This is a genomic window from Pseudomonas sp. (genome assembly GCF_030684895.1).
GTDB lineage: Bacteria > Pseudomonadota > Gammaproteobacteria > Pseudomonadales > Pseudomonadaceae > Aquipseudomonas.
On record NZ_JAUXXP010000016.1, the window covers coordinates 45,375 to 68,861 of the forward strand.

The following is a 23,487-nucleotide window of genomic DNA, read 5'->3' on the forward strand; positions in this document are numbered from 1 at the left end:
CTATTCCAGCAGCAGGTGGCGGGCAAGGTGTTCTATGTAGTCTTCGTCCTGGCTATTGGGGTGCGCCTCAAAGGCCAGGTGCAGGTACTCATGAGTCAGGTCGAGGCGATCCTGCAGGGAGTACAGGCCACGGACGAAGATACGCCGCCGCTCGCGGTCGACGTAGGGGCGCCCGGAAAGCAACTGACAGACCGCAAATTGACGGGTTTCACTGTAGCCGGGCTCAGCATCGAGTCGCGTGCGCCAGGTGCGTTGCTGCGCCAACAACCAGGCTTCGGCAGCGACCAGGGGCTGGCAAGCAGCATGGGGTTTATTCCAGCGCGTCAAGCTGGCACGCGGGAAGGCACGCAGCAGAATACTGTCGTAGCGCATTCCCGCCGCAGCCTGTTCCATGGCGTGCTGCCAGGAAAGCCGATCACTGCCGGGCAGGTCGGCGTGATAATTCACCGCACTACCCGCGAGCACCAGATCGGTAGTCCACGCGGTTACTTCACGGGCGGCGGCCGAGGCCGGCCGTGGCGCTACGCGCTGTCGGGCGCTGCTGTCGCTGATCGCCAGGCAATCGCCGCGGCGCTCGGCGCTTTGCAACAGATAGGTGCGAATAGCCACCGCCAGAGCCTTGGCCGCCTCGGCCGGTTGTGCGCTCGCCTCACGATCGAGCACCCGCGCCACGTACTCCTCGCGCGCTAACCGCGCCGTCAGTTGCGGGGCAGATGCACCGACAGCCAAAAATAACTCGCCGGAGCTGTCGACCGACAAGCGGTTGCCATTGACGAACTGCACCTCAAATGAGCCGCGCAGGGCGCCATTGGCGGCGCGCTGGCCTGTATCGCGCTGCAGCACCGCCTGCACCGGGTAGCGGGCGAACAGCGCCACCTCGACGCAGCGCCCTTCATCCATCGAAGGGCCGTTCGGCAGCGCCGCCTCCAATGCCTCGGCATAGCGTTGGAGAACATCTTGGCTGGTGCCCGAACCGCCCACCCAGAGCGGCGTGCCGTCGACCAACCAGCCCGCGAAACCGCCCTGACGCGCACGGGTATCATGCTCAGCCAGCCAACTCCAGGTCTTCACCCGCATGCGTGCCCCCAACACGCTGAGGGTCTTTTCCTGGGAGGGTTGCAGCAGCACGTCGAGAAGCACTTCACGTGCCTGCTGCTGGGCGGGCAACCGCGCCAAAACACTCAACAACTCGCTGACCGGCACCCTGTGTTGCGGCTCAAGGCGGGTCAAGTCTTGCAGCCATGCGGGCGCGTCATGCGCCTGCCAATAGCGCGCCCAATCCTGCGCCACCAACTGCAAACGTTGCGGGGCGAAATACAGGCCGCAGGACTGCACCAACGCCTGATCGCGCTCGATGCTCTCGCCAGAGGCGCAGCAATACAACTCGTCGCGGTTCTCGCCCTTGCACATGTAGGGCTGTTCGGGCTGCTGGTTGTCGACCAGATAGGCATAGACGAACAACTTCCACAGACTGCCCAGTGGCGCCTGCAGCTCGGCAGGCACCGCGCCGCGCGACAGCACCTGGCGTTGATCGAGTTGCAGCAGGCGTGCTTCCGGCCCGGCGCCAAGCGCCAGCTTCAGCGGCGCAGCAGGCGCAGCCAGCGGCAGGCAGGCAAGCAGCCAGCAGGCCAGGCGCACCGACTTACTCAACCTCAAGCTCAGCCAGTGCCGGCTGGCTTTCCAGCGCCTGATCCTGTGGCGCGTACATGCGTTGATAACGCACTGGCGGCAGACTGAACTGGCCCTTCTGCGAGAAGCGCACCAGGTGACGGAATACCTGTGTGCCTTGCAGGCTGTCGATCGGCACGGCATAGAGCAATTGACCGGGTTCGTGACGGGCCTTTTCCAGTGGTGCGGCTTCTGCGGAACCCAAACCACTGACCTGAATACCCCAGGTGGTGCGTTCGACATCGGCGCCAGGCGGCAATGGCACTTCCAGCAGGCCGTAGCGCAGCGGGCGTTCGGCCTCAGTGTGCAGGGTCACTTCGTCGAGGTAGAGGCTGTCACTGGAAAGCGTATCGTCACCCACTTCCTCGGCGCTGAACTCGAAAGCATTCTCCCCTGGCACCAGGCGCAGCAACCGCCGGCTGACCTTGACCGGCAGGTTGCTGAGCGGCGCTTGGCTGCTGCGCAGGCTCACTGCAACTTGCAGCGATTGTGCAAGATTCTCCGGTAGATCCAGGCTGCTGGGCAGGCCTTCTCCTTGCCAATGCCAGACGCGCTCGCCACTGGTGCTTGGCTGCGCCAGCCAGCCAGCGCCCAGCTCCGGCGCGGCGAGCACTGGCACCTCCTCAATAACGCGCTTGAGCCAGGTCAACACCAGGGCCCGCTCTAGCGTCGACTGCTCCGGCGCCAGACGCTGCAGCAAGGCAACGGCGCGGGCCTGATCCGGAACAGCCAGGGTCAGCTTGATGGCTTCGGCAAATGGATGATCGCTGGCGACGAGCACACCCTCGGCCTGTTCCAGCTGCACCTTGAATGAAGGCGGCACAGCCACCTTGGCTTGATTCGCCAGGTGCGCGGTCAACACGCGGGCGATGGCTAACCCGAGGGTCGAATCTGGAGCACTCATAATCAGGCTGGCTACACCATCATCGGCAAGGGTGATAGCTTCGCCCTCCCCGGCGCGGCCAAGATCGGCGAGCAGGCCTTCGAGCAGGCTGTTCACCGGCAGCTGCATGTCACGGGCGAAGGACAGGATCAGCGCGCGCTGCAACGGCGGGGTGTTCAGCGCCTGCTTGGCATAGACCTCCAATACCCGCTGCCAATGCTCCGCTGGCAAGGCGATATTCAGTACGCGGCTGGCATGCCAGTCGGCGTAATAGGCATAGGCCGTAAGGAAGGCATCCGCCTCGCCAGCTTCGCCCCACCAAGTGAACGCGGCCTCCGGCCCAGCCATCTGCACCAAGCGCAGGCGGCTGTTCTGCATGATCAGGCGCAGGCGCTCGCCGATCCGCGGCTCACCCTTGGCCAGCGCCGGATAGACCAGGCTTAGCGGCAGCAGGCGACTGGCAGTCTGCTCAACGCAACCATAGGGATATTCCAGCAGCGCATCCAGGTTGTGCATAAACAGACTTTGCACGCCGTTCTCCAGGCGCAGGCTTACCTCTGAGGCATCGGCCGGCAGGCTCAGCGGGTTGCTGCCCGCATTGGCGGTCAGGCGTTGGCTTTGCAGATCCTGCCAGCCGGCAGCGTGGGTGCGCAGGCTGACGTTCAGGGCATCGACGGTCTTACCGTCCTGTTGCAACTCGCCGCTCCATTGCGCCGCAGTGACTGCATCCTGGGCCAGCGCCACGTAGTTGATGCCTGGGGCCAGGGCCAGTTCGATGCGTTTTTCCTGCCCGGCATAACGGCTGAGCAACTCAGCCTTGGTCGCCGTCTCACCCTGGTTGAAGACGAACAAGCCCAAGGCCGGGCGGTCGCCGCTGCGAAACAGGCTTGGCCCACTCCATTTCAGGTACAGGGGTTTTTCCGAGCGGATGAACTGCTTCTTCTGGCCGACCTGGCCATCCTCGTTGACCGCACGCGCAGTGATGCGCCAGCGGGTCAGCGAATCCGGCATGCGGAAGCTGAAGCTCACCTTGCCGTCGGCACCGGTAACCAGATCCGGTTGCCAGGCAGCCGTGTCGACGTCTTCGCGGCGTGGCCGCTCCAGCACTTTGACCCCGCGCTCGCTGCGATTGGCGCGGCCGGGGGCGGTTGGCGCACCAGGCAAAGCGACGTCGTAGCTGATAAATGACAGGCTGGCGCTGGTGCGCACGTTGTTGCGCCGCGGGTGATAGAAGAACTGATCAATTCCCGGGGCGACTTCCGGTTGCAAGGCATAGATCATCTCGTCCACCACGCTGAGCGTCAGGCGCGTGGCATTGGGCTGGCCGGCAAAGCGCGTGGCGATCTCGACGGTGACAGTCTCGCCCGGCTGGTACTGCTGTTTATCGGCGACGATGTCGATCTCGATCTGTGGCTGGGAGACCTTGATCCCGGCATTCTGAAAGCTGTAATCCCCGCCCTTGGTGTAGAGCACGGAGAACGTCAGGTTAGGCGAGAAATCCGCCTTGACCGCAATTCGCGCGCGGTACTGGGTATCGTTGAGCTTTTCCAGTTCCAGCCAATCAGCGCCCTGGGACAGCAGCGCGGTGGCTTCCACCTGATCGCGCTCCAGGGTCAGCAAGGCATCGTTGATCGGTTCGGGGAAGGTGATCAGCGCCAGCGCTTCGTCGCCCGCCAGGTACTCGGGCTTGTCGAAGACGATCTCCACCGTGCCGGCCACGGCCTTGATCCCTTCACCGCTAACCGTGTGACCGGTGGCACCGAGGATCAGGCCATGCCGGTTTTTCAGGGTAATGCTATAGGTGCCGGGCCGCTCGAAGGCAATGGTGAACCCTTTGCTCTCAGCCTCCAGGCTGGCGTCGCCCTGGCTCTGGTCTTCCAGGCGTACCCACTCGTAGCGGGCAGGCTTGAGAGTGCTCGGCTGCTCGGCGCTGTAGCCGAACGTGATGCGCTCGCCGACGCGGCTAAAGCGCTGCGCGGCTGCCAGACGATAGTGCGCGGCACCGCGCTCGATAAGGATTTCCTTGCTGGTTTTGACCCGGTAAGCCGCGCCATCACTGGCGAACACGGTCAGCAGGTAACGGCTGGGTTTGTCCGCCGCCGGCAGCTCCAGGGCCGCGCGGCCCTTGCTGTCGGTACGCAGCTCGGTGCTGCTGAGCTCCACCGGGAACTGACCGAGGTATTGCAGCTCGTTGTCGATCATCGACAACTGCTGCGCGCGCAGACTGAGTTGCAGGCGCGCATCCTTGACCGGTTTACCGTCTGGATAGAGTAGCGTCAGATTGCCAGTAATCGCCTCGCCAGTACGCAGGTCGGCCTTGTCCAGATTCAATGCGATTTCAAAATGCGGCTTGATGTAGTCCGCCACGCGGAAGGCACTGCTGTAGAGCTGATCACGGTAGGCGAAGCGCAACTCGTAGCCCCCGGCCACGGCATTCTCCGGCAACTGGAAACGGCCTTGGGTGCCGGCCTTGCCATCCAACTCCAGGCGCAGGGTTTGCAACACGCTGCCGGTCGCATCGAGAACGCTTAGCGCCACCGGGGCGTTGGTCGCGGCGACCGAATCGCGGGCATTCTTGAACTCACGCCCAACGATTTTCACCTCGACCCAATCGCCCGGCCGGTACAGCGGCCTGTCGGTAAAGGCGTAGAGCTTGGTGTCATAGATTTCGCTGTCGTAATAGAAGTTCTCGGAGACGAACACACCGCCCTCGGCATCCTCACCAAGCACATAGGAACGCTCCGGGCTGGCATGCTGCAAGCGCAACAGCCCCCGGGCATCGGTGGTGCCGCTGCTCATCACGCCCAGACCGTCACTCCACAGCACCTTGGCGCCGCTCACCGGACTGCCCTCATGCTTACGCGCGGTCCAGACCAACAACTGGCCGCCAGCGATCTTGCTCACCGCCACTGTATTGGAAACGAACACCACGGTGGTGGCGCGATATTTACCAACCAGCGCCTCGACCAGATATAAGCCCGGCTTGAGCTTGCCCAGGGGGATGTAGACATTACCCGGCATGCTGTTGACGAACTGGCTGGACGAGCCTGCCAGCTCTACGCCCTCTGGCGGGGCGATGCTCTTCGCCTCCCAGAGCGGATAGCGGAACTGACTGACCATGGGCAGGCCAGGCATCGGCGCGTACTGCGGCTGCGCCTCGAATTCGCTGGGTGCAACGATCGCCTCGCCCATCCTCAGTTCCGGCGCTTCTTCGGTGACTTGCCTGCGCGACTCGTAGGAGAAGGCCCGTTGCATCACCCGGCGTGATTTGCGGTACCAGTTGTCCCACAAATACGACAGGGTATTGGACAGTCCCTCACCCTTGAACTGACCTTCGGCAACCACCCGATGCAAATTCTTCTGTCGCTTGAGAAAATCCAGCGGCTGATCAATACGGTACACCCGTACATCGACCCCGCCGTAAGGCTCCATCAGGTAGCGGCGATAATCTCGCCCCGGTGCCTCCAGTCGCACCTGGGCGGTTTCGTCGCTGGCGAAACTGCTGTCGGCAAGCAGGAAGAACGACTCACCGCTCAACGGCGTGTAGCCGCTGCTCGCTACCGAATCGTCGGCTTGCACGACGGGTACCAGCAACGCCGCGCACAGCGCCACCCCGGGCAGCCAGGTGTGGCGGCCAACGGCAATCAGCGTGCGAGAAAATGCAGCCGATAAATGCCGATAAAGTTGGGGTTGATTGCATCGGGTATCCATCGGGTGTCCTTCCATGTCATGAGTTGTTGCACGCTGACCGCGCGCATGCCGTTGTCGGTCGGGGTGCTGGAGCCAGTGTGATAGGCAATGTCGCGGCCCATCCAGATCATCAGGTGCTGATCGTCGCCTTGGTCGAAGAACAGCAGATCGCCGGGGCGCGCCTGGTTGAGGTCGCGGCCACCGAAGATGCTGTTGTGTTGAATAAGTTTGATCGCGTTAACGTAGGGCCCGACCTCGCCATTGCCCTGTTGCCACTGCTGCGCCAGGCGCCGCCGGGCATCACTCAGCGCCAGCTCCGGCGGTAGATAACGGTTGGACAAGCCATTGCTGCGCAGCCACTTGGCGTCGTGCACTTTCAGCGCTTCATTGGCGGCAAAGCGCACCAGGCCCGCGCAGTCCTGCTGATGCCAGCGCGGGCTAGGCCCCTGACGCAGTTGCTCCTGGGCGATGCGCACAAACCAGGCACGAAACACCTGAGACTGCTCAGGATCGAGCGTCACCGGCGGCTCCGCTCGCAGGCCCAGGCTCGCGCACAACAGCCACAGCGCAACGCAGACTCGCCAAATGCTCACAGCGCACGCCACTCCAGAGGCAGCCATTGCCAGGCTTCCTTGGCCTCACTGCCGGCGGGCAAGGTCAGGGCATATTTGCCGTGTCCGGCCAGGGCTTTCAGTTTGGGCAGCAGCAATGTCTGCGCGGCGTTACGAAATACCGGCTCCATGTCCGCCGGCAGGCTGTCGAAAGTCTCCTGCTCGAACAACGCCGAGAGGCTGTCCGGCGCCAGGTACGCCGGCACCAGAACGTTCTGAGGCAGCACGTCGGCGAGTGGCGGGAAGCGTTTGTCGAGGGTGCTGAGCGCCTTGTCGACCAGCCGATCGTCCAGAGAAAAAAGCAGCGTCGAACCATGTCGGGCCATGCTTACCCGGAAAAAGCCGCGCGCCGCCATAGCCTCGGGTTGCTGGGCATCGCTGGCAGGATAAGGGCCAAAGTTGGAACTCACCTCACGGCGCCAGGTTCGCTGTTCACCCAGGCTTTGTGCGATCACGGGGAAGCTGCCCTCCGCCGTATTGGCCTCCCAGGCACCGATCAGCGAGCCGAATAGCGTGCCCATCTGCTGATCCAATTCGGCGCTGGGCGGCGCACTCAGCAGACCGACCAGCAACGGCGAATGCAACCGCGATTCGGCGTACCAGCAGAGCCCGGCCGCGCCGCTGAGCTGAGCAGTGAGTGCCTTGGCCACCGCCTCCTCAGTGCCCACCTTGCTCAACAGGCGCTCGGATACTCCCCCTGCCACCGGCAGCGCCACACAGGCGCTGGCGCCCATCGGCATGGCCCGCCATACCGGGGCGAAATCCAGCGTCGGCTGATCGTCGGCTTCGTTAAGCGCCAGGTAGCTGCGCCAGCCGCCGGCGTCCATCTCGAAGCGCACGCCGGCGAATGCCGGAATGAAGCGCTGATAGCCAAGGGCAAGGAAGCTCGACGCCAGCGTAATGCGTTGCTCCAGTTGTTCACGCGCCGGCAAGCCGAATCGCTCCGGGAAGGGTTGCCCACCCTCCAGCAGCGCCGCAACTGTGTGCGCCGACACCCTGGCCAGCGCCGGCGAGGCCGGCTCCAGCATCGGCGCCTCGGCGTCGACTGACGGGGCCTCGTCTATCTCTACGGCACTGGCAACATACTCGGACTCGGGCGCCAGGAGCATGTCAGCGCTCGATAGCAGGAGCAACTGATCGCCATAAGAGACGAACAACAGCGAGCGATGACTGTTGTAGCGCAGGCTATAGAACGGCACGACTTCATCATTGACCAGCAACTCACCGGCCTGGCTAAGCTGCTGGTCGTCCAGCGCCACCTTGGCCAGAGGCTCCAGCACCTTGGCCAGGCCGCCGCGCTGAATACGCACCAGGAAATGCTTGAGCTTGCCACTGGCATCGCGCCACATGGCAACATCGGCGGGCTGGTCGAGCAGCTCGTCGAGCAGACTATCGCGCAGCTGCAGGTCATGTTCGAAGATGATCCTGCGCAGGCTGCCGGCCAAACCGAGTCGATCGGCATTGCCCTCGTAATAGAACACCAGGTCTTCGGTCAGGGTGTCGCGCAGCAGCGGCACGGCCAGCAGATCCCTGGGCAGACGGCTCAGGGAGCTGCTTTCGATCAGCACGTCCGGGCGCGCCATATCCAGCCCGAGGACGTTTTTCTCGGCCAGCTCCGGGCCGCTTCGTATGGCCTGGAACCAGCCAAACAGTCCGGCCGCGACTATCGGCACAGCCAGGGCAAGGCCGATAAGCAGCGGGCGCAGGCGCCGAACAGACGCGCTGGCGCTGGCGGGTGTGGTGTTGTCACTCATGTATGGAAACCCCAGTTCTTCCCTGCTGTGGGAGCACTCAATAGTTGAAAGACTTGATCAGTAGCAGATCGCCGATAGTGCGCAGCGGCACGACGAAGGTCTCGCGCTTTTCATTGACGGTGTTTTCGTTGAAGACCAGGTTGATCTGCGCGGTGATCACCTCGTTCTGATTGCTACCAGCCTGGAAGTTGTAACCCTGGCTGTTCAGGTTGCCCCAGTAGTTGACGTAAATCAGGTAGGTACCGTGCAATGGCGCGCTCATGGTAAACATCTCCGGGCCCGGGCCATCGACGCTGTCGACGTCCAACCCACCCCCATTGCTCAGCACCGGGCGGGCCCAGAACGCATGCTGGCCATCCGGAGTCACCACATGCAGGTCGAGTTCGGCCTTGGGATCGTCCCAACCCAGGGCAATCCGCACCCGCGCCGGGGTTTTGCTCAGGTTGGCTTCGTAAAACTGCACGCGTTTGAGCCGCTGGCCTTCGGCACTGACCAGCTCGACGCTGTTCGAGCCAGCGCCAAAGTTGTAGGGACGAGCAAAGCGACCTTCGGCATCGGTATAAAGAGGCAGGGGGTTGCCGTTGACCACCAGGCGGTGCGGCGTACGCTCTGCGGCAAGGTCTTTCAGCTTGCCTTCGATCATGCTGCGGCTGCGCTGGCCACCGCGATCAATCGGCGGCGTTGGATACGCCACGCGCGGCGTTTGCATGTCATTGAGCAAGCCGGAATAGCGCCAGCCGGCAGTCGGTCCATCCAGGCTCATCGCCGGTTCGGCCTGCAGTCCAGTCGCCAGCAACAGGCCGAGACACACGTAAACACCGCGCATGCTTAATCCTTTAAAACGGGTGCGAGGGGACGCAAATTAAAGACTTGCAAGCGAACTGACAATCTCCACCGGGTCTCGGTGACGAGGTTTCCGGCATCCATCACACTTTACTCGGCTGGTGGGGCAGCTCCAGCAGATGCAGCCTTGTCGCACGACTCAGATCCAACCGCCCCACTGCAGCACAAACAGTCCGAGGTTGGTGGTCACTACCGTGGCCAGGGTGGTCAGCACGATGATCGCCGCCGCCAACTGATGATTACCGCCCACCGCCTTGGCCATCACGAAACTGGCCGCCGCCGTGGGGCTGGCGAAGTACAGAAAGAGAATCGCCAGATCGGCATCGCGAAAGCCCCACAGCCAGGCGCCCAGGGTTGCCAGCAAGGGCAGCCAGAGCACCTTCATCAGGCTTGAGCTGAGCGCCATGCCACTGCTCTCGCGCAGCGACTCCAAGGTCAAGGTGCCGCCAATGCAGATCAACGCTAGCGGCAGGCTCATCTGCGCAAAGTACTCGCCAGAAGTCAGCAGCCAAACCGGCAGCGCAATCTGCCAGACGGCAAAGGGAATGGCCGCCAGCACGCCGATGATCAGCGGATTGCTGAAGATGTTCTTGGTCAGACTCCAGGCATCGGTTTTGGCCTGTGGGCTATAAATCGCCAGGACAATTGCCGACAGGGTGTTGTAGCTGAGGATCACCACCCCACCGAGCACCGCGCCGACCGATAGGCCGTAATCGCCATACATGCTGGTGGCCAGCGCCAGGCCGATAATGCCGTTGTTGCCGCGAAACGCGCCCTGGGTGTAGATGCCGCGATCCGCCTCAGGGCAGCGCAGGATCGCCCAGCCCCAGGCCAACAGAAAGCAGCCCAGAGTCGCCAGCACAAAATACACCAGCAAGGCCGGCTGCAAGGCGGTGCGCAAATCCGCCTGGACGATACCGAGAAACAACAGGGTGGGCAGCGTGCCACGAAACACCAGCGCGGATGCGGTGTTGATAAAGGCCGCATCAATCAGCCCCAGACGCTTGAGCGCCACGCCGAGAAACAGCATGGAAAACACCGGGGCGGTTACGCTGATGGTTTGCTGAACAACGGCGAGCATGACAGCCCCTGACCAGTTAGATAGGGGGCTAATGATAGCAAGGTTGCCTGGCGGAAAGCTTTCAGCAGCCTTTCATGCCTAGAACATAACGTTTAGCGACGTACCGGACGCTTCTGCAATTTGCGCTGCAAGGTGCGCCGGTGCATGCCCAAAGCGCGGGCGGTGGCGGAGATATTGCCTTCGTGCTCGCTAAGTACGCGCTGGATATGCTCCCACTGCAGGCGGTCCACCGACATCGGGTTTTCCGGCACCAGGGTATCCAGGTCGGCATGCTGGGTTAGCAGCGCCGCCAGCACATCATCGGCATCGGCCGGCTTGCACAGGTAGTTGCAGGCGCCGCGTTTGATTGCCTCTACGGCGGTGGCAATGCTCGAATAACCGGTGAGGATCACCACACGCATCTCAGCGTCCAGCTCCAGCAGCTTGGGCAGCAGCACCAGACCAGAATCACCTTCCATCTTCAGGTCGACCACGGCGTAATCCGGCACATCCTGTTCGGCCAGGGCCAGGCCTTCTTCGGCCGAGCCAGCGGTGGAAACCCGCAGGCCACGACGGCTCATGGCGCGGGCCATAACGCGGGTGAAGGTCGGATCGTCATCGACCAGCAGCAGGTGCGGTTGTTCTTCGCCTTCGAACAGCACTTCATCGCTCATTCGGGTATTTCCTTAGCTTCGGCCATAGGCGCGCGGCAGTTTCAGCTCGGTGAGCGTGCCGCCTTCTTCGTGGTTATACAGTTTAACCGTGCCGCCAGCACGGGTGACGCTGGCCTGACTGAGGAACAAACCCAGGCCGAAACCCTTACCCTTGGTGGTGAAAAACGGCCGCCCCAGCTGCTCGGCAATCGCCAGCGGCACACCCGCGCCAAAGTCGCGGATGCTCAGGCGCAGCCATTGATGATCCCAGTCCAAACGGATATCCAGCTTGTCCGGGCAGGCATCGGCAGCGTTGTTCAGCAGGTTGAGCAGCGCCTGGGTCAGATCGGCTGGCGGCATCATACGTGGCGGCGCGCCACGGCCCAGGCATTGGTAGCGATAACTGGCTTCGGGGCGCATCAGGTGCCAGCGGTTGAGGGTGGTTTCCAGCCACTCCACCGAAGACAACTCGATCACCGCCTGACGCCGATCCGCTTCGGCGGCGCGCACCAGATGCTGCAGGGTTTCCTTGCACAGTTTGACCTGCTCCTGCAGCACCGCCAGATCCTCTTGCAGGGTCGGTTCCTGATGCTCGCGGCGCAGTTCCTTGATCAACACGCTCATGGTCGCCAGCGGCGTACCCAGCTCATGCGCGGCACCCGCCGCCTGGGTTGCCACGGCGAGCAGCTGCTGGTCACGCAAACCCTCTTCACGGCGCTCGGCGCGCAGCTCTTCTTGGTGACGCAGCTCTTCGGCCATCTTCGCCACAAAGAAGGTGATCAAGCCGGCGGCCAAAGCAAAGCTCAACCACATGCCGTAGATCAGCAGGCTTTCCCGTGGCCCCTGCGGTAACTCCAGCGGGTGCGACCAGACCAGCAGAAAGGTGTAACCGCCCAGCGCCAGGCCGGACAGGGTGATGGTGTAGAGCCAGGGCAAGGTCGCCGCCGCAATGGTCAGCGGCACCAGGTAATAAGAAACAAAGGGGTTGGTCGAACCACCCGAGTAATACAGCAGCAAGCTGTGGATGATCAGGTCGCAGCCCAGTTGTACCGCGTATTCCTGCTCGGTCACCGGCCAAGGGCCACGTAGGCGCAGCGCGGTGAGTAGGCACAGCACCAGGGAAATGCCGAGGGTCACGCTCAGTTCCAGCCAGGGCAGCGGCAACGCACCGGACTTGTACGCCAGGCCCACAGAACCGGCCTGCGCCGCCAGCACCAGAATGCGGATCAGGGTCAGGCGCCAGAGGTTTTGCCGGCTCGCCGACAGTAGCTGCACAGGTGCGAGCATAGAATCTCCAAGATGCTCATTTAGCGAGCCGCAGGAGTATAACCAAGCCTCTGTGCGCCTAACTGCGGCAACGCGCCGCAGCCAATGTCACACTCATCAATGATCCGAGAATAAATTCTGGAACCGGATTTAACCCGTCCAGTCTGATCGCTACGTCTACCCTCTGGAAAGCCGCGCATACCCCATGCGCCCATCACATAAAGGAATCATCATGCTGCCATTGTCCCGCCTCGCCACCGCCCTGCTGCTGAGCGCCACCAGCCTGTTGAGCGCCACGGCCATGGCCGAAGAAGCGCGTTACAACCAGGTCGCGCTGCGCGCCGAGGTCAATCAGGAAATTGCTCACGACCTGATGCACGTCACCCTCTACAGCGAAGCCCAGGACAGCGACCCAGCCGCCCTCGCCGCGCAGATCAGCAAGACCCTCAACGCCGGCATCGCCCAGGCCCGCCTGGTCAAAGGTGTCAGCGTCGCCTCAGGCAGCCGTAACAGCTACCCGGTGTACGACGACAAGGGCCAGAAAATCACCGCCTGGCGCGAGCGCGCCGAGTTGCGCTTGGAAAGCGCTGACTTCAGCGCGTTGTCCAAGCTCACCGGGGAAATGCTGCAAACCCTGAAGATGGGCGGGATGAACTTCAGTATCGCCTCAGACACCCGCAAAACCCACGAAGACGCCCTGCTCAAGGATGCCGTGGCAGCCTTCAAGGCCCGCGCGCAACTGGCCACCGAAGCCCTCGGCGGCAGCGGCTACAAACTCGTCAGCCTGAGCCTGAACAGCGGTGGCTTCCAGCCGCCGATCATGCGCATGGAAGCGATGAAAGGCGCAGCGATGATGGATGCGTCAGCCACTCCGGATATCGAAGCCGGCACCAGCCAGGTAAGCATTAATGCCGATGGCGTAATCGAAGTGCAGATGCCGTAAAAACTGCTACAAACAGAAGCAGCGCCGTTATCCGACGATAGCGGCGCTTTGCCATGTTATCCCCGCTCTTTTATAGAATTGCGACACCAGGTACAGCTGCATCGTCATTCCTGTTCTCTCTGCGACATGCCACTTGCCTGCGGCATACGCCCTGCATAGCTTCACCCAAGGTCTCCACAAGAGGCCCCTCAGGATCACAACCACAATAACCATGAGGTCACTATGCGTAAGAACGCCGTCATCCAGGCTCTACTCGCCGCTGGGCTGATCGCCAGCACGCCACTTGCCAGCGCCGCCGGCAACCTGGTGTTCTGCTCCGAAGGCAGCCCCGCCGGGTTCGACCCTGGCCTGTACACCACCGGCACCGACTTCGATGCCGCTGCGGAAACCGTGTTCAACCGCCTGAGCCAGTTCGAGCGTGGCGGCACAGCCGTAATCCCGGGCCTCGCCGAGAAGTGGGACATCAGCGAAGACGGCCTGAGCTACACCTTTCACCTGCGCCCCAAGGTGAAATTCCATACCACCGAATACTTCAAGCCGAGCCGCGACTTCAACGCCGATGACGTGCTGTTCACCTTCCAGCGCATGCTCGACAAGGACCACCCGTTCCGCAAAGCCTACCCGTCGGAGTTCCCCTACTTCACCGACATGGGCATGGACGCGAACATCGCCAAGATCGAAAAACTCGACGACATGACCGTCAAGTTCAGCCTCAACGAAGTCGACGCCGCCTTTATCCAAAACCTGGCGATGAGCTTCGCCTCAATCCAGTCCGCCGAATACGCCGACAGCCTGCTCAAGGCCGGCAAAGCCGCCGACATCAACCAGAAGCCTATCGGCACTGGCCCGTTCGTCTTCAGCCGCTACCAGAAGGACGCCTCGATCCGCTTCAAGGGCAACAAGGAATACTGGCAGCCGGACGAGGTGAAGATCGACAACCTGATCTTCGCCATCAACACCGACGCCTCGGTGCGCATGCAGAAGCTCAAGGCCGGCGAGTGCCAGGTCACCCTGTTCCCGCGGCCGGCGGATCTGGACGCGCTGAAAAAAGACCCGAATCTGGACATGCCTGAGCAGGCCGGGTTCAACGTCGGCTATATCGCCTACAACGTCACCCACCCGCCGTTCGACAAGCTCGAAGTGCGCCAGGCGCTGGACATGGCGGTAAACAAGCAAGGCATCATCGACGCGGTGTACCAGACCGCCGGCCAGCTGGCGGTCAACGGCATGCCGCCGACCCAATGGTCCTATGACGAGAGCATCAAGGACCCGGCCTATGATCCGGAAAAGGCCAAAGAGCTGCTCAAGGCCGCCGGCATCAAGGAAGGTACCGAGATCACCCTGTGGGCCATGCCGGTGCAGCGCCCGTACAACCCCAACGCCAAGCTGATGGCTGAAATGCTGCAAAGCGACTGGGCCAAGGTCGGCATCAAGGCCAAGATCGTCAGCTACGAATGGGGCGAATACCTCAAGCGCGCCAAGGCCGGCGAGCACGACGCCATGCTGATCGGCTGGAGCGGCGACAACGGTGACCCGGACAACTGGCTGGGCACCCTGTACGGCTGCGACGCAGTGGACGGCAACAACTTCTCCAAGTGGTGCCATGCCGACTACGACAAACTGGTGAAAGCCGCCAAGCGCGTGACCGACACCGCCGAGCGCACCGAGCTGTACAAACAGGCGCAGGTCATCCTCAAGCGTGAAGTGCCAATCACCCCGATCGCCCACTCCACGGTCTACCAACCAATGAGCAAGAAGGTTGAGGACTTCCGCATCAGCCCCTTCGCGCTGAACTCCTTCTACGGCGTCGGCGTCAAGTAACCATCCCGGCAATAAAAAACGGCGGCCAATGGCCGCCGTTTTATTTACTGCAACCGCACTTATCCCAACCCAAATGGGTCATCCAGCGAATGGCTCGGCACGGTGAACCAGCGCGGCCCATCGGCGCTCATGTAGAAGTGATCCTCCAGGCGCACGCCGAACTCACCCGGCACGCAGATCATCGGTTCATTGCTGAAGCACATGCCTTCGGCCAGCGGCGTCAGATCGCCACGCACCAGATAGGGCCCTTCATGGATATCCAGACCGATACCGTGCCCGGTGCGATGCGGCAGACCCGGCAATTTGTAATCCGGGCCCAGGCCCGCCGCTTCCAGAGTGCGCCGCGCCGCAGCATCCACCGCCTGGCAGGGCTGGCCGAGCTGCGCGGCCTCGAACGCTGCAAGCTGCGCGGCTTTCTCGATGTTCCAGAAGTCACGTTGACGCTGACTGGGCTCGCCGAAGACATAGCTGCGGGTGATGTCCGACAGGTAGCCGTGCACCTGGCAACCGGTGTCGATCAGCACCATATCGCCCTGTTTGAGGGTCTGCGCGTGTTTGACGCCATGGGGAAAAGCACTGGCCGGACCAAATAGCACGATGCAGAACGTCGAGCCCGCCGCGCCGACGGCGCGATGCGCCTGCTGAATAAACTCGGCCACCGCCGTGGTGCTGATGCCTTCGTGCAGCACAGTGGCGACGGCCTTGTGCACCTCGAGGGTCATGTCCTTGGCGCGCTGCATCAGGGCCAGCTCCGCCGCTGATTTGCGCTGCCGGCAGTAAGCACTGACCACCGCGCCATCGACAAACTCGTAGCCTCTGGCCAGGCGGCGTATGCCGTCGACCATAAAGAACGCCAGCGTCGGACAGAGGCCGACTTTCACTGGCTGCTCTGGATCGGCCGTGATGCCCATTCGCTGCAGGGTATCGAGCAGCAACTGATAGGGGCTTTCGTGCTCCTGCCAAGTATTGATGACCCCTGCGAGCACCTGGAAGTCGCGAATCGTACCGACCTCAAATGCCGGGGCGAGGTATTCCAGCGGCCCCTCGGCCGGGATAATGGCGCCCACCATGCGCTCACTGGGATGCCAGCGCACGCCAGTGAAATACTGCAGGTTGCTGCCGGCGTTGATAAATATTGCGGCAACACCTTCGGCCTGCATGCGCGCCTGAGCGCGACCCACCCGCGCCTGATACTCGGCAAGTTCGATAGGCTGTGCGCCATCCATCATGTTGTGCAGCCCGGCAAGCGCCTGTTGCGGCGTACAACCTCCAACACCATGGGTCATCTCGCGCTCCTTTTGTATGGTTAGCGGTATTCATCAGACGTAATTTAAGTAAGGCTTAAATATAACGCAGCAAGTATTTAAGTCACACTTAATTTATTAAGGATTGTCCGACGACTTTTATGCGTGGCGCCGAACGGTATACTGGCGCTCTTTCAGCACGAGCCAGGGTTATGACCGCAGATCGCATCGGAGAACGTTTGCGCCGCTACCGGCGGGCCGCGAAGAAGACCCTGAATGAAGTCGCCAGCGAATCGGGGCTCACCGCCAGCTTCCTCTCCCAGGCCGAGCGCAACCTGACCGGCATCTCGATTTCCTCACTGGCCAGCATCGCCAAGTCACTCGACATTCCGCTCAACGTGCTGTTCGACCAACCGCCACAACCCGAGCCCGACTCCCACCAGGGCGAGCGGGTGCGCTACACCATCGAAGGCCAGCCCCTGGCCTACGAGCGGCTGTCCAGCAGCTTCCCGGGCAACCAGTTGAACGCGGTAAAAATGAGCATGCCGGTCGGCTACCAATCCGAACTGATCGCCCATGAAGGTGCCGAGTTCGCCTACGTGTTATCCGGCAAGATTCTCTACACCATCGACGGCCGCCAGTACCCACTGAGCGCCGGCGACTCGGTGCACTTCGATGCCGGCAAGGCCCATCGCCTGGCCAATGTCGGTAACGAGGTAGCGGAAATGCTGGCCATCACCACCCTCAGCCTGTTCGACGACCACAGCACGCCCTGACCCCGATAACGGGTGCGCGCTAGCACAGTGTGATGACAACAAATGTTAGTAGCGCTTAATTTCTATTGACCTCAATTTCAGCATGACTTAATTTCGAGCGCGGCAGGTTGCTGAGCGATTTCGCTCCACCGCAGCTCTGGGCCGGCCTATTCACCCGACAGGTCGGAACGCAGCGGTGCTGATCACAGCCCACGAGGCTGGCCCTCAATGACGCCCAAAAAAAGAATAAATGAGGTACTCATGCGCACTCACACGTCCATCCAGGCCATGCTCGTCGCCGGACTGCTTCTCGGCTCGACATACGCATCCGCCAGCAACCTCGTGTACTGCTCCGAAGGCAGTCCCGGCGGTTTCGACCCGGGCCAATACACCACCGGCACCGATTTTGACGCCGCCTCGGAAACCCTATTCAACCGCCTTGCCCAGTTCGAGCGCGGCAGCACCCTGGCCGTACCGGCCCTGGCGACTGAATGGCAGGTCAGTGACGACGGTCTCAGCTACACCTTCAAGCTGCGGCCTGGGGTGAAATTCCACAGCACCGACTACTTCACCCCCAGCCGCACCTTCAACGCTGATGACGTGGTGTTCACCTTCCAGCGCATGCTCGACAAGGATCATCCGTTCCGTAAGGCCTATCCGACCGAGTTCCCGTACTTCACCGACATGGGCCTGGACAAGAACATCGCCAAGGTGGAGAAAGTCGACGACCTCAGCGTGCGCTTCACCCTGAACAATGTGGACGCGGCCTTTATCCAAAACCTGGCGATGAACTTCGCCGCCATCCACTCCGCCGAATACGCAGACCAGCTGCTCAAGGCTGGCAAAGCCGCCGACATCAACCAGAAGCCGATCGGCACCGGCCCCTTCGTGTTCAACCGCTATCAGAAAGATGCGCAAATTCGCTTCAAGGGCAACAAGGACTACTGGCTGCCTGAAGATGTGCAGATCGACAACCTGATCTTCGCCATCAACACCGACGCCTCGGTGCGCGCGCAAAAGCTCAAGGCGGGCGAATGCCAGGTCACCCTGAACCCGCGCCCAGCTGACCTTGCCGCGCTGCAAAAAGACCCGAATCTGCAGGTGCCCAGCCAGCCTGGCTTCAACCTGGGTTATATCGCCTATAACGTGACCCGCGCGCCATTCGACAAGCTCGAAGTGCGTCAAGCGCTGGACATGGCCATCGACAAACCGGCGATCATCAGCGCGGTCTACCAGGGCGCCGGGCAACTGGCGGTCAACGCCATGCCACCGACCCAGTGGTCCTATGACGAAAGCATCAGCGCAATTCCGCAAGACATCGAAAAAGCCAAGGCCCTGCTCAAGCAGGCTGGCGTTGCCGAAGGCACCAAGATCACCCTATGGGCCATGCCCGTGCAGCGCCCGTATAACCCCAACGCCAAACTGATGGCCGAAATGCTTCAGGCCGACTGGGCCAAGGTGGGCATCAAGGCAGAGATCGTCAGCTACGAGTGGGGCGAGTACATCAAGCGCGCCCATGCCGGTGAGCATGACGCCATGCTGATCGGCTGGACCGGCGACAACGGTGACCCGGACAACTGGCTGGGCACCCTGTACGGCTGCGACTCGGTCAATGGCAACAACTTCTCCAAATGGTGCGATGCCGGCTACGACAAGGTCGTCAAGCAGGCCAAGGCGATTACCGATCGCGACGCCCGCACCAAGCTGTATCAGCAGGCGCAACAGATCATCCAGCAACAATTGCCGATCTCCCCGATCGCGCATTCAACGGTCTATCAGCCCATGCGCAACAGCGTAGAAGGCTTCGAGATCAGCCCCTTCGGGCGCAACAGTTTCTACGGCGTCAGCAACACGCGCTGAGAACGTGCACCAACGGCGGGCCAGCGGGCCCGCCGAACACCTAATAAAAACGACTGTATTCCTCGCCCGGCAATCACCGGCTGAGTGTTTCGTAGCTGCCAAAACGTTCGCAAGAATGCGCTTTCCGAGCGTTGCCGGGGCTGTTTCGTCCCTGCGACAGGTAGTCCGTATGAGCACTCCTTGCCTAATAAAAAAGCCGTTACAGGAGCCAAGCAAATGACCTTAACCCTTCGTACCAGCATTCCCCTGAGCCTCGCCATTCTCACCCTCAGCAGCTACAGCCAGGCGGCTGAACCCAGCGGCCAGGACAGCGCCAGCGGCTTTTTCGAGGGCCAGAGCCTGTCCTTGAGTACCCGCAATTTTGCCGCTCGCGAACGTTTCCAGGGCCATTCCGGCCTGAATATCCCCAAGGATGGTGGTGCGCAGTTCACCCAGTCGCGCTACACCTGGGTGCAAGGCACACAGCTCAAGTACAACTCCGGCTACACCCAGGGTACGGTTGGTTTCGGCATCGATGTGGCGGCGTTCAACGCAATCAACCTGGAGCGCGGCAAGGGCCGTATCGCTGGCGGCGGCAACCGCACCCTGGCCGACAGCAACGGTCATGGCCAGGAGCACTGGTCCAAACTCGGCATCGCCAACCTACGCGCGCGTATTTCCCGCAGCGAACTCAAAGTCGGGCGTTTTCAAGTCGAAACACCGGTATTCAACGCCATCGACAACCGTGCCCTGCCATCCAGCTTCAACGGCGTCGGCCTGGTCAGTGAAGAGCTGGACAACCTCAATCTGCAAGCGGGTAGCTTTCGCCGCACCAGCCCGCGCACCGGCGCAGGCGATGAAGCCCTGACCACCGAATACGGCACTCGCCAAGCAGAAGGAGAACGCTACAACTACCTGGGCGGCAACTACAAAGCGCTGGATAACCTCGAAGTAGCACTGTATGGCGGGCGCTTTGAAGACATCTGGGACCAGTACTACCTGGGTATTACCCACGATCTCGGTGACCGCGAACAGCTGTCCCTGCGCACCGCCTTCAACGGCTACCACACCCGTGACAGTGGCGCGCGTGAAGCCGGCTATATCGATAACAATACCTGGAGCCTGGCCTTTACCCTCGGTCATCAGGCTCACGGCCTGACCCTGGCCTGGCAGCAGGTCGAGGGGGATGAATACTTTGATTACGTACACGAAACGTCCGCTATCTACCTGGCCAACTCGCTGCTTTCCGACTACAACGGCCCGAACGAGAAATCCGCGCAGATCCGCTATGAAACGGATTGGAGCTATTTCGGTATACCTGGCCTAAGCACCATGGCCTGGTACGCCAAAGGCTGGGATATCGACGGCACTCACTACGACGGCGGGCGCAATGGCGCCCACGCCAACTACGCCGACGTACTCAGCCAGGATGGCGAAAAACACCGCGAGTACGGACTGATGGCGAGCTACAAGGTGCAGAGCGGAGCAATCAAGGACAGCACCTTCAAGGTCACCTACATGTCGCACAAGGCCAGCCAGAACCAGGCCGATGGCAGCGTCAACGAGCTGCGCATCGTCAGCACCCTGCCCTTTGACCTGCTCTAAGCACCGGGAGAGTCAGCATGCACTTGAACCTACGCCATCTCCCCTTGCTGCTCGCTTTCGGCTGCACAGCCATTCAGGCAAAACCACTGGTGGTGTGCACCGAAGCAGCGCCGGAAGGCTTCGATATCGTCCAATACACCACAGCGGTAACCGCCGATGCGGCGTCTGAAGCGCTGTTTGATCGCCTGGTGCGTTTCAAACCCGGCACCACCGAAATCGAACCGGCCCTGGCCGAGCGCTGGGACATCAGCCCCGATGGGCTGAGCTACACCTTCTATCTGCGCAAAGGGGTGAAGTTTCACAGCACCGCCTGGTTTACCCCCAGCCGCGAGATGAACGCCGATGACGTGCTGTGGAGCATCCAGCGCCAGCATGACCCCAAGCACCCTTGGCATGTTCAGGCCAACCGCGGCTTCCCGTATTTCGAGGCCATGGAATTCGGCAAGCTGATTGCCCGCATCGAAAAGCTCGACGAGCACCGCGTACGCTTCGTGCTCAACCAGCCCCAGGCGCCTTTCCTCGCCGACCTGGCCATGGGCTTCACCTCGATCTACTCCGCCGAGTATGCCGAGCAGCTGCTCAAAGCCGGCAAGCAGGAACTGCTCAACAGCCAGCCAATCGGCACCGGACCGTTTGTATTGCAGCGCTACGCCAAGGATGCTCAGGTGCGCTACAGCAGCCACCCGGACTATTGGGATGGTGAGCCAGCTTCAGAAAAACTGCTGTTTGCCATCACCACCGATCCCAATGTGCGCATCCAGCAGCTGCGCGCCGGGGCCTGCCACATTGCCCTGTACCCACGCCCCTTCGATATTCCGGCACTCAAGGCCGATGACACATTGCAGGTACTGGAACTCGACTCACTGCTGACCTCCTACGTGGCCCTCAACGTGCGCCATAAACCGCTGGACGATGTGCGCGTACGCCAGGCGATCAACCTGGCCTTCGACAAGCAGGCCTACCTCGGCGCGCAGTTCGGGGCCGAAGGCGCCAGTCCGGCCGTAGCGCCCTACCCGTCAACCCTGCTCGGCTACGACAATCAGCTTGAGGGCTGGCCCCATGACCCTCAGCGCGCCCGTCAGTTGCTCGCCGAAGCCGGCCACGCGAACGGCATCAGCCTGTCGATCTGGACCCGCCCAGGCGGCGGCCCCACCAACCCCAACCCATCACTCGGCGCACAAATGCTGCAAGCCGACCTGGCAGCAGTCGGCATTAAAACCGACATCCGCGTGATGGAATGGGGCGAGCTGATCAAGCGCGCGAAGAACGGCGAACACGACCTGGTGTTTATGGGCTGGGCCGGCGATAACGGCGACCCGGATAACTTCCTCACCCCCAACCTCTCTTGCGCCGCCGCACAGAGCGGCGAGAACCAGGCCGGCTGGTGTGATAGCGAGTTCGACAGGTTGATCACCCAGGCCCGGGAAACCATAGAACCACAGCAGCGCGCTGCGCTGTACCGCCAGGCGCTGGGAATTTTCCATCAGCAGGCACCGTGGATTCCCCAGGCTCACCCCAAGCAATTCAGTGCGGTCAGTGGTGATGTCGAGGGTTTTACCCTCAGCCCCATGGGCTCGAACAATTACGCCAAGGTAAAGCGGCACTGATTCTGCAAGCCGTACTCAAAACAGGAGCCACCGACGCGCACCAACTGCGCGCCAGTGGCAGATCGACACACTATGCCCGCGGCCCACGTAGCCGTTGGCGCGAATACACTGATGCGGAGTAACAAACACCCATGTTTGCTTTTATCGCACGCCGCTTGGGATTGCTGATCCCCACCTTCTTCGGCGTTACCTTGCTGACCTTTGCGCTGATCCGCATGATCCCCGGCGACCCGGTGGAAGTGATGATGGGCGAACGCCGGGTGGACCCGGTCATGCACGCCCAGGCCATGGAGCGCCTGGGTTTGAACAAGCCGCTGTATGCCCAGTACTTCGACTACATCGGCAAGCTGGCCCAGGGCGATCTGGGTGAGTCGCTGCGCACCCGCACCAGCGTCTGGGACGAATTCACCACGCTGTTTCCCGCCACCCTGGAGCTGTCCCTCGCCGCTCTGCTGTTTGCCGGCACCCTGGGGCTGATCGCCGGAGTGATTGCTGCACTGAAACGGGGCTCGCTGTTCGACCATGGGGTGATGGGCATCTCGCTGGCCGGTTATTCCATGCCGATTTTCTGGTGGGGCTTGCTGCTGATCATGTTCTTCTCGGTGTGGCTGGGCTGGACGCCGGTGTCCGGGCGCATCGACCTGCTCTATGACATCCCACCGGTCACCGGTTTTATGCTGATCGATACCCTGCTCTCGGATGAGGAAGGCGCGTTTGTCGATGCCCTGCGCCATCTGATCCTGCCAGCCATCGTGCTCGGCACCATCCCGCTGGCGGTGATCGCCCGCATGACCCGCTCGGCAATGCTCGAAGTGCTGCGCGAGGACTATGTGCGTACCGCCCGCGCCAAGGGCCTGTCGCCGGCCCGCGTGGTGTTTGTGCACGGCCTGCGCAATGCACTGATTCCAGTGCTCACGGTGTTCGGCCTGCAGGTCGGCGCGCTGCTGGCGGGCGCGGTACTGACCGAAACCATCTTCTCCTGGCCGGGCATCGGCAAATGGCTGATCGAGTCGATTGGCGCGCGTGACTACCCGGTGGTGCAGAACGGCATTTTGCTGATCGCCTGCCTGGTGATCCTGGTCAACTTCGTGGTGGACATCCTTTATGGATTAGCCAACCCACGCATTCGCCATCAGCGCTAAGGAACACACCATGCATAGCCGCATTGTTTCCGTAGGGTGGATGACGCTTCACCCATCCACCATCGCAACGTCCAAACGGTGGATGAAAAAAGCGTCATCCACC

16 protein-coding genes are annotated in these 23,487 nt (G+C 61.8%); 7 read left to right on the forward strand and 9 right to left on the reverse strand.

The features are described 5' to 3' along the window. From Q8M42_RS03180 to Q8M42_RS03215, 8 genes are all read right to left on the reverse strand, one after another. Positions 1 to 1,650 (reverse strand): DUF2300 domain-containing protein, encoded by a 1,650-nt coding sequence (locus tag Q8M42_RS03180; protein WP_370692722.1) that lies wholly within the window; start codon positions 1,648 to 1,650, stop codon positions 1 to 3. Beyond that, positions 1,643 to 6,262, reverse strand: a complete 4,620-nt coding sequence (locus Q8M42_RS03185) for an alpha-2-macroglobulin (RefSeq protein WP_304868299.1) — start codon at positions 6,260 to 6,262, stop codon at positions 1,643 to 1,645. Before Q8M42_RS03185 ends, Q8M42_RS03180 begins: the two co-directional genes overlap by 8 nt. Further along, a complete protein-coding gene (locus tag Q8M42_RS03190) occupies positions 6,196 to 6,861 on the reverse strand; it encodes a DUF1175 domain-containing protein (RefSeq protein ID WP_304868297.1) in 666 nt (221 codons plus the stop codon). Before Q8M42_RS03190 ends, Q8M42_RS03185 begins: the two co-directional genes overlap by 67 nt. After that, entirely contained in the window at positions 6,831 to 8,606 is a 1,776-nt protein-coding gene (locus tag Q8M42_RS03195) for a DUF2138 domain-containing protein (protein WP_304868295.1), read from the reverse strand. The genes Q8M42_RS03190 and Q8M42_RS03195 overlap by 31 nt, the downstream gene beginning before the upstream one ends. Before the next feature lie 37 nt (positions 8,607 to 8,643). Next, a complete protein-coding gene (locus Q8M42_RS03200; RefSeq protein WP_304868293.1) occupies positions 8,644 to 9,432 on the reverse strand; it encodes a YfaP family protein in 789 nt (262 codons plus the stop codon). Between the two features lie 156 nt (positions 9,433 to 9,588). Next, positions 9,589 to 10,530, reverse strand: coding sequence for an AEC family transporter (locus tag Q8M42_RS03205; RefSeq protein WP_304868291.1), 942 nt, complete (start codon positions 10,528 to 10,530; stop codon positions 9,589 to 9,591). A 92-nt stretch (positions 10,531 to 10,622) separates the two neighbouring features. Continuing rightward, entirely contained in the window at positions 10,623 to 11,183 is a 561-nt protein-coding gene (locus Q8M42_RS03210; RefSeq protein ID WP_304868289.1) for a response regulator transcription factor, read from the reverse strand. Positions 11,184 to 11,195: 12 nt separating this feature from the next. Beyond that, on the reverse strand, positions 11,196 to 12,449 hold the full coding sequence (locus Q8M42_RS03215; protein WP_304868287.1) for an ATP-binding protein: 1,254 nt from the start codon (positions 12,447 to 12,449) through the stop codon (positions 11,196 to 11,198). 211 nt (positions 12,450 to 12,660) lie between these two features. Here Q8M42_RS03215 and Q8M42_RS03220 point away from each other — a divergent pair, with 211 nt between their 5' ends. Both Q8M42_RS03220 and Q8M42_RS03225 read left to right on the forward strand, forming a co-directional pair. Beyond that, a complete protein-coding gene (locus Q8M42_RS03220; protein ID WP_304868285.1) occupies positions 12,661 to 13,371 on the forward strand; it encodes an SIMPL domain-containing protein in 711 nt (236 codons plus the stop codon). Positions 13,372 to 13,593: 222 nt separating this feature from the next. Continuing rightward, positions 13,594 to 15,192, forward strand: a complete 1,599-nt coding sequence (locus tag Q8M42_RS03225) for an ABC transporter substrate-binding protein (protein ID WP_304868283.1) — start codon at positions 13,594 to 13,596, stop codon at positions 15,190 to 15,192. A gap of 59 nt (positions 15,193 to 15,251) precedes the next feature. Here the strand turns inward: Q8M42_RS03225 and Q8M42_RS03230 are convergent, their stop codons facing one another. Continuing rightward, the gene (locus Q8M42_RS03230; RefSeq protein ID WP_304868281.1) at positions 15,252 to 16,478 is read right to left on the reverse strand and encodes a Xaa-Pro peptidase family protein; all 1,227 of its coding nucleotides are present in this window, start codon (positions 16,476 to 16,478) and stop codon (positions 15,252 to 15,254) included. Between the two features lie 170 nt (positions 16,479 to 16,648). On the opposite strand from Q8M42_RS03230, the gene Q8M42_RS03235 reads away from it, so the two are divergent. The 5 genes from Q8M42_RS03235 (at position 16,649) to Q8M42_RS03255 (ending at position 23,384) form a co-directional block, all read left to right on the forward strand. After that, entirely contained in the window at positions 16,649 to 17,212 is a 564-nt protein-coding gene (locus tag Q8M42_RS03235; RefSeq protein ID WP_304868279.1) for a cupin domain-containing protein, read from the forward strand. Between the two features lie 267 nt (positions 17,213 to 17,479). Further along, positions 17,480 to 19,051, forward strand: a complete 1,572-nt coding sequence (locus Q8M42_RS03240) for an ABC transporter substrate-binding protein (protein WP_370692725.1) — start codon at positions 17,480 to 17,482, stop codon at positions 19,049 to 19,051. Between the two features lie 216 nt (positions 19,052 to 19,267). Further along, the gene (locus Q8M42_RS03245) at positions 19,268 to 20,635 is read left to right on the forward strand and encodes an OprD family outer membrane porin (protein ID WP_304868275.1); all 1,368 of its coding nucleotides are present in this window, start codon (positions 19,268 to 19,270) and stop codon (positions 20,633 to 20,635) included. A gap of 17 nt (positions 20,636 to 20,652) precedes the next feature. After that, positions 20,653 to 22,242 (forward strand): ABC transporter substrate-binding protein, encoded by a 1,590-nt coding sequence (locus tag Q8M42_RS03250; RefSeq protein WP_304868273.1) that lies wholly within the window; start codon positions 20,653 to 20,655, stop codon positions 22,240 to 22,242. A 131-nt stretch (positions 22,243 to 22,373) separates the two neighbouring features. Continuing rightward, a complete protein-coding gene (locus Q8M42_RS03255) occupies positions 22,374 to 23,384 on the forward strand; it encodes an ABC transporter permease subunit (protein WP_304868271.1) in 1,011 nt (336 codons plus the stop codon). Positions 23,385 to 23,487 lie beyond the last annotated feature (103 nt).

What these genes read in the sequence shown, in the direction of transcription:
- Q8M42_RS03230 (WP_304868281.1), bottom strand. Translation starts at nt 16,478, where the DNA reads ATGACCCATGGTGTTGGAGGTTGTACGCCGCAACAGGCGCTTGCCGGG.
- Q8M42_RS03250 (WP_304868273.1), top strand. Translation starts at nt 20,653, where the DNA reads ATGCACTTGAACCTACGCCATCTCCCCTTGCTGCTCGCTTTCGGCTGC.
- Q8M42_RS03205 (WP_304868291.1), bottom strand. Translation starts at nt 10,530, where the DNA reads ATGCTCGCCGTTGTTCAGCAAACCATCAGCGTAACCGCCCCGGTGTTT.
- Q8M42_RS03215 (WP_304868287.1), bottom strand. Translation starts at nt 12,449, where the DNA reads ATGCTCGCACCTGTGCAGCTACTGTCGGCGAGCCGGCAAAACCTCTGG.
- Q8M42_RS03235 (WP_304868279.1), top strand. Translation starts at nt 16,649, where the DNA reads ATGACCGCAGATCGCATCGGAGAACGTTTGCGCCGCTACCGGCGGGCC.
- Q8M42_RS03195 (WP_304868295.1), bottom strand. Translation starts at nt 8,606, where the DNA reads ATGAGTGACAACACCACACCCGCCAGCGCCAGCGCGTCTGTTCGGCGC.
- Q8M42_RS03200 (WP_304868293.1), bottom strand. Translation starts at nt 9,432, where the DNA reads ATGCGCGGTGTTTACGTGTGTCTCGGCCTGTTGCTGGCGACTGGACTG.
- Q8M42_RS03225 (WP_304868283.1), top strand. Translation starts at nt 13,594, where the DNA reads ATGCGTAAGAACGCCGTCATCCAGGCTCTACTCGCCGCTGGGCTGATC.
- Q8M42_RS03190 (WP_304868297.1), bottom strand. Translation starts at nt 6,861, where the DNA reads ATGGCTGCCTCTGGAGTGGCGTGCGCTGTGAGCATTTGGCGAGTCTGC.
- Q8M42_RS03185 (WP_304868299.1), bottom strand. Translation starts at nt 6,262, where the DNA reads ATGGATACCCGATGCAATCAACCCCAACTTTATCGGCATTTATCGGCT.
- Q8M42_RS03240 (WP_370692725.1), top strand. Translation starts at nt 17,480, where the DNA reads ATGCTCGTCGCCGGACTGCTTCTCGGCTCGACATACGCATCCGCCAGC.
- Q8M42_RS03210 (WP_304868289.1), bottom strand. Translation starts at nt 11,183, where the DNA reads ATGAGCGATGAAGTGCTGTTCGAAGGCGAAGAACAACCGCACCTGCTG.
- Q8M42_RS03220 (WP_304868285.1), top strand. Translation starts at nt 12,661, where the DNA reads ATGCTGCCATTGTCCCGCCTCGCCACCGCCCTGCTGCTGAGCGCCACC.
- Q8M42_RS03245 (WP_304868275.1), top strand. Translation starts at nt 19,268, where the DNA reads ATGACCTTAACCCTTCGTACCAGCATTCCCCTGAGCCTCGCCATTCTC.
- Q8M42_RS03255 (WP_304868271.1), top strand. Translation starts at nt 22,374, where the DNA reads ATGTTTGCTTTTATCGCACGCCGCTTGGGATTGCTGATCCCCACCTTC.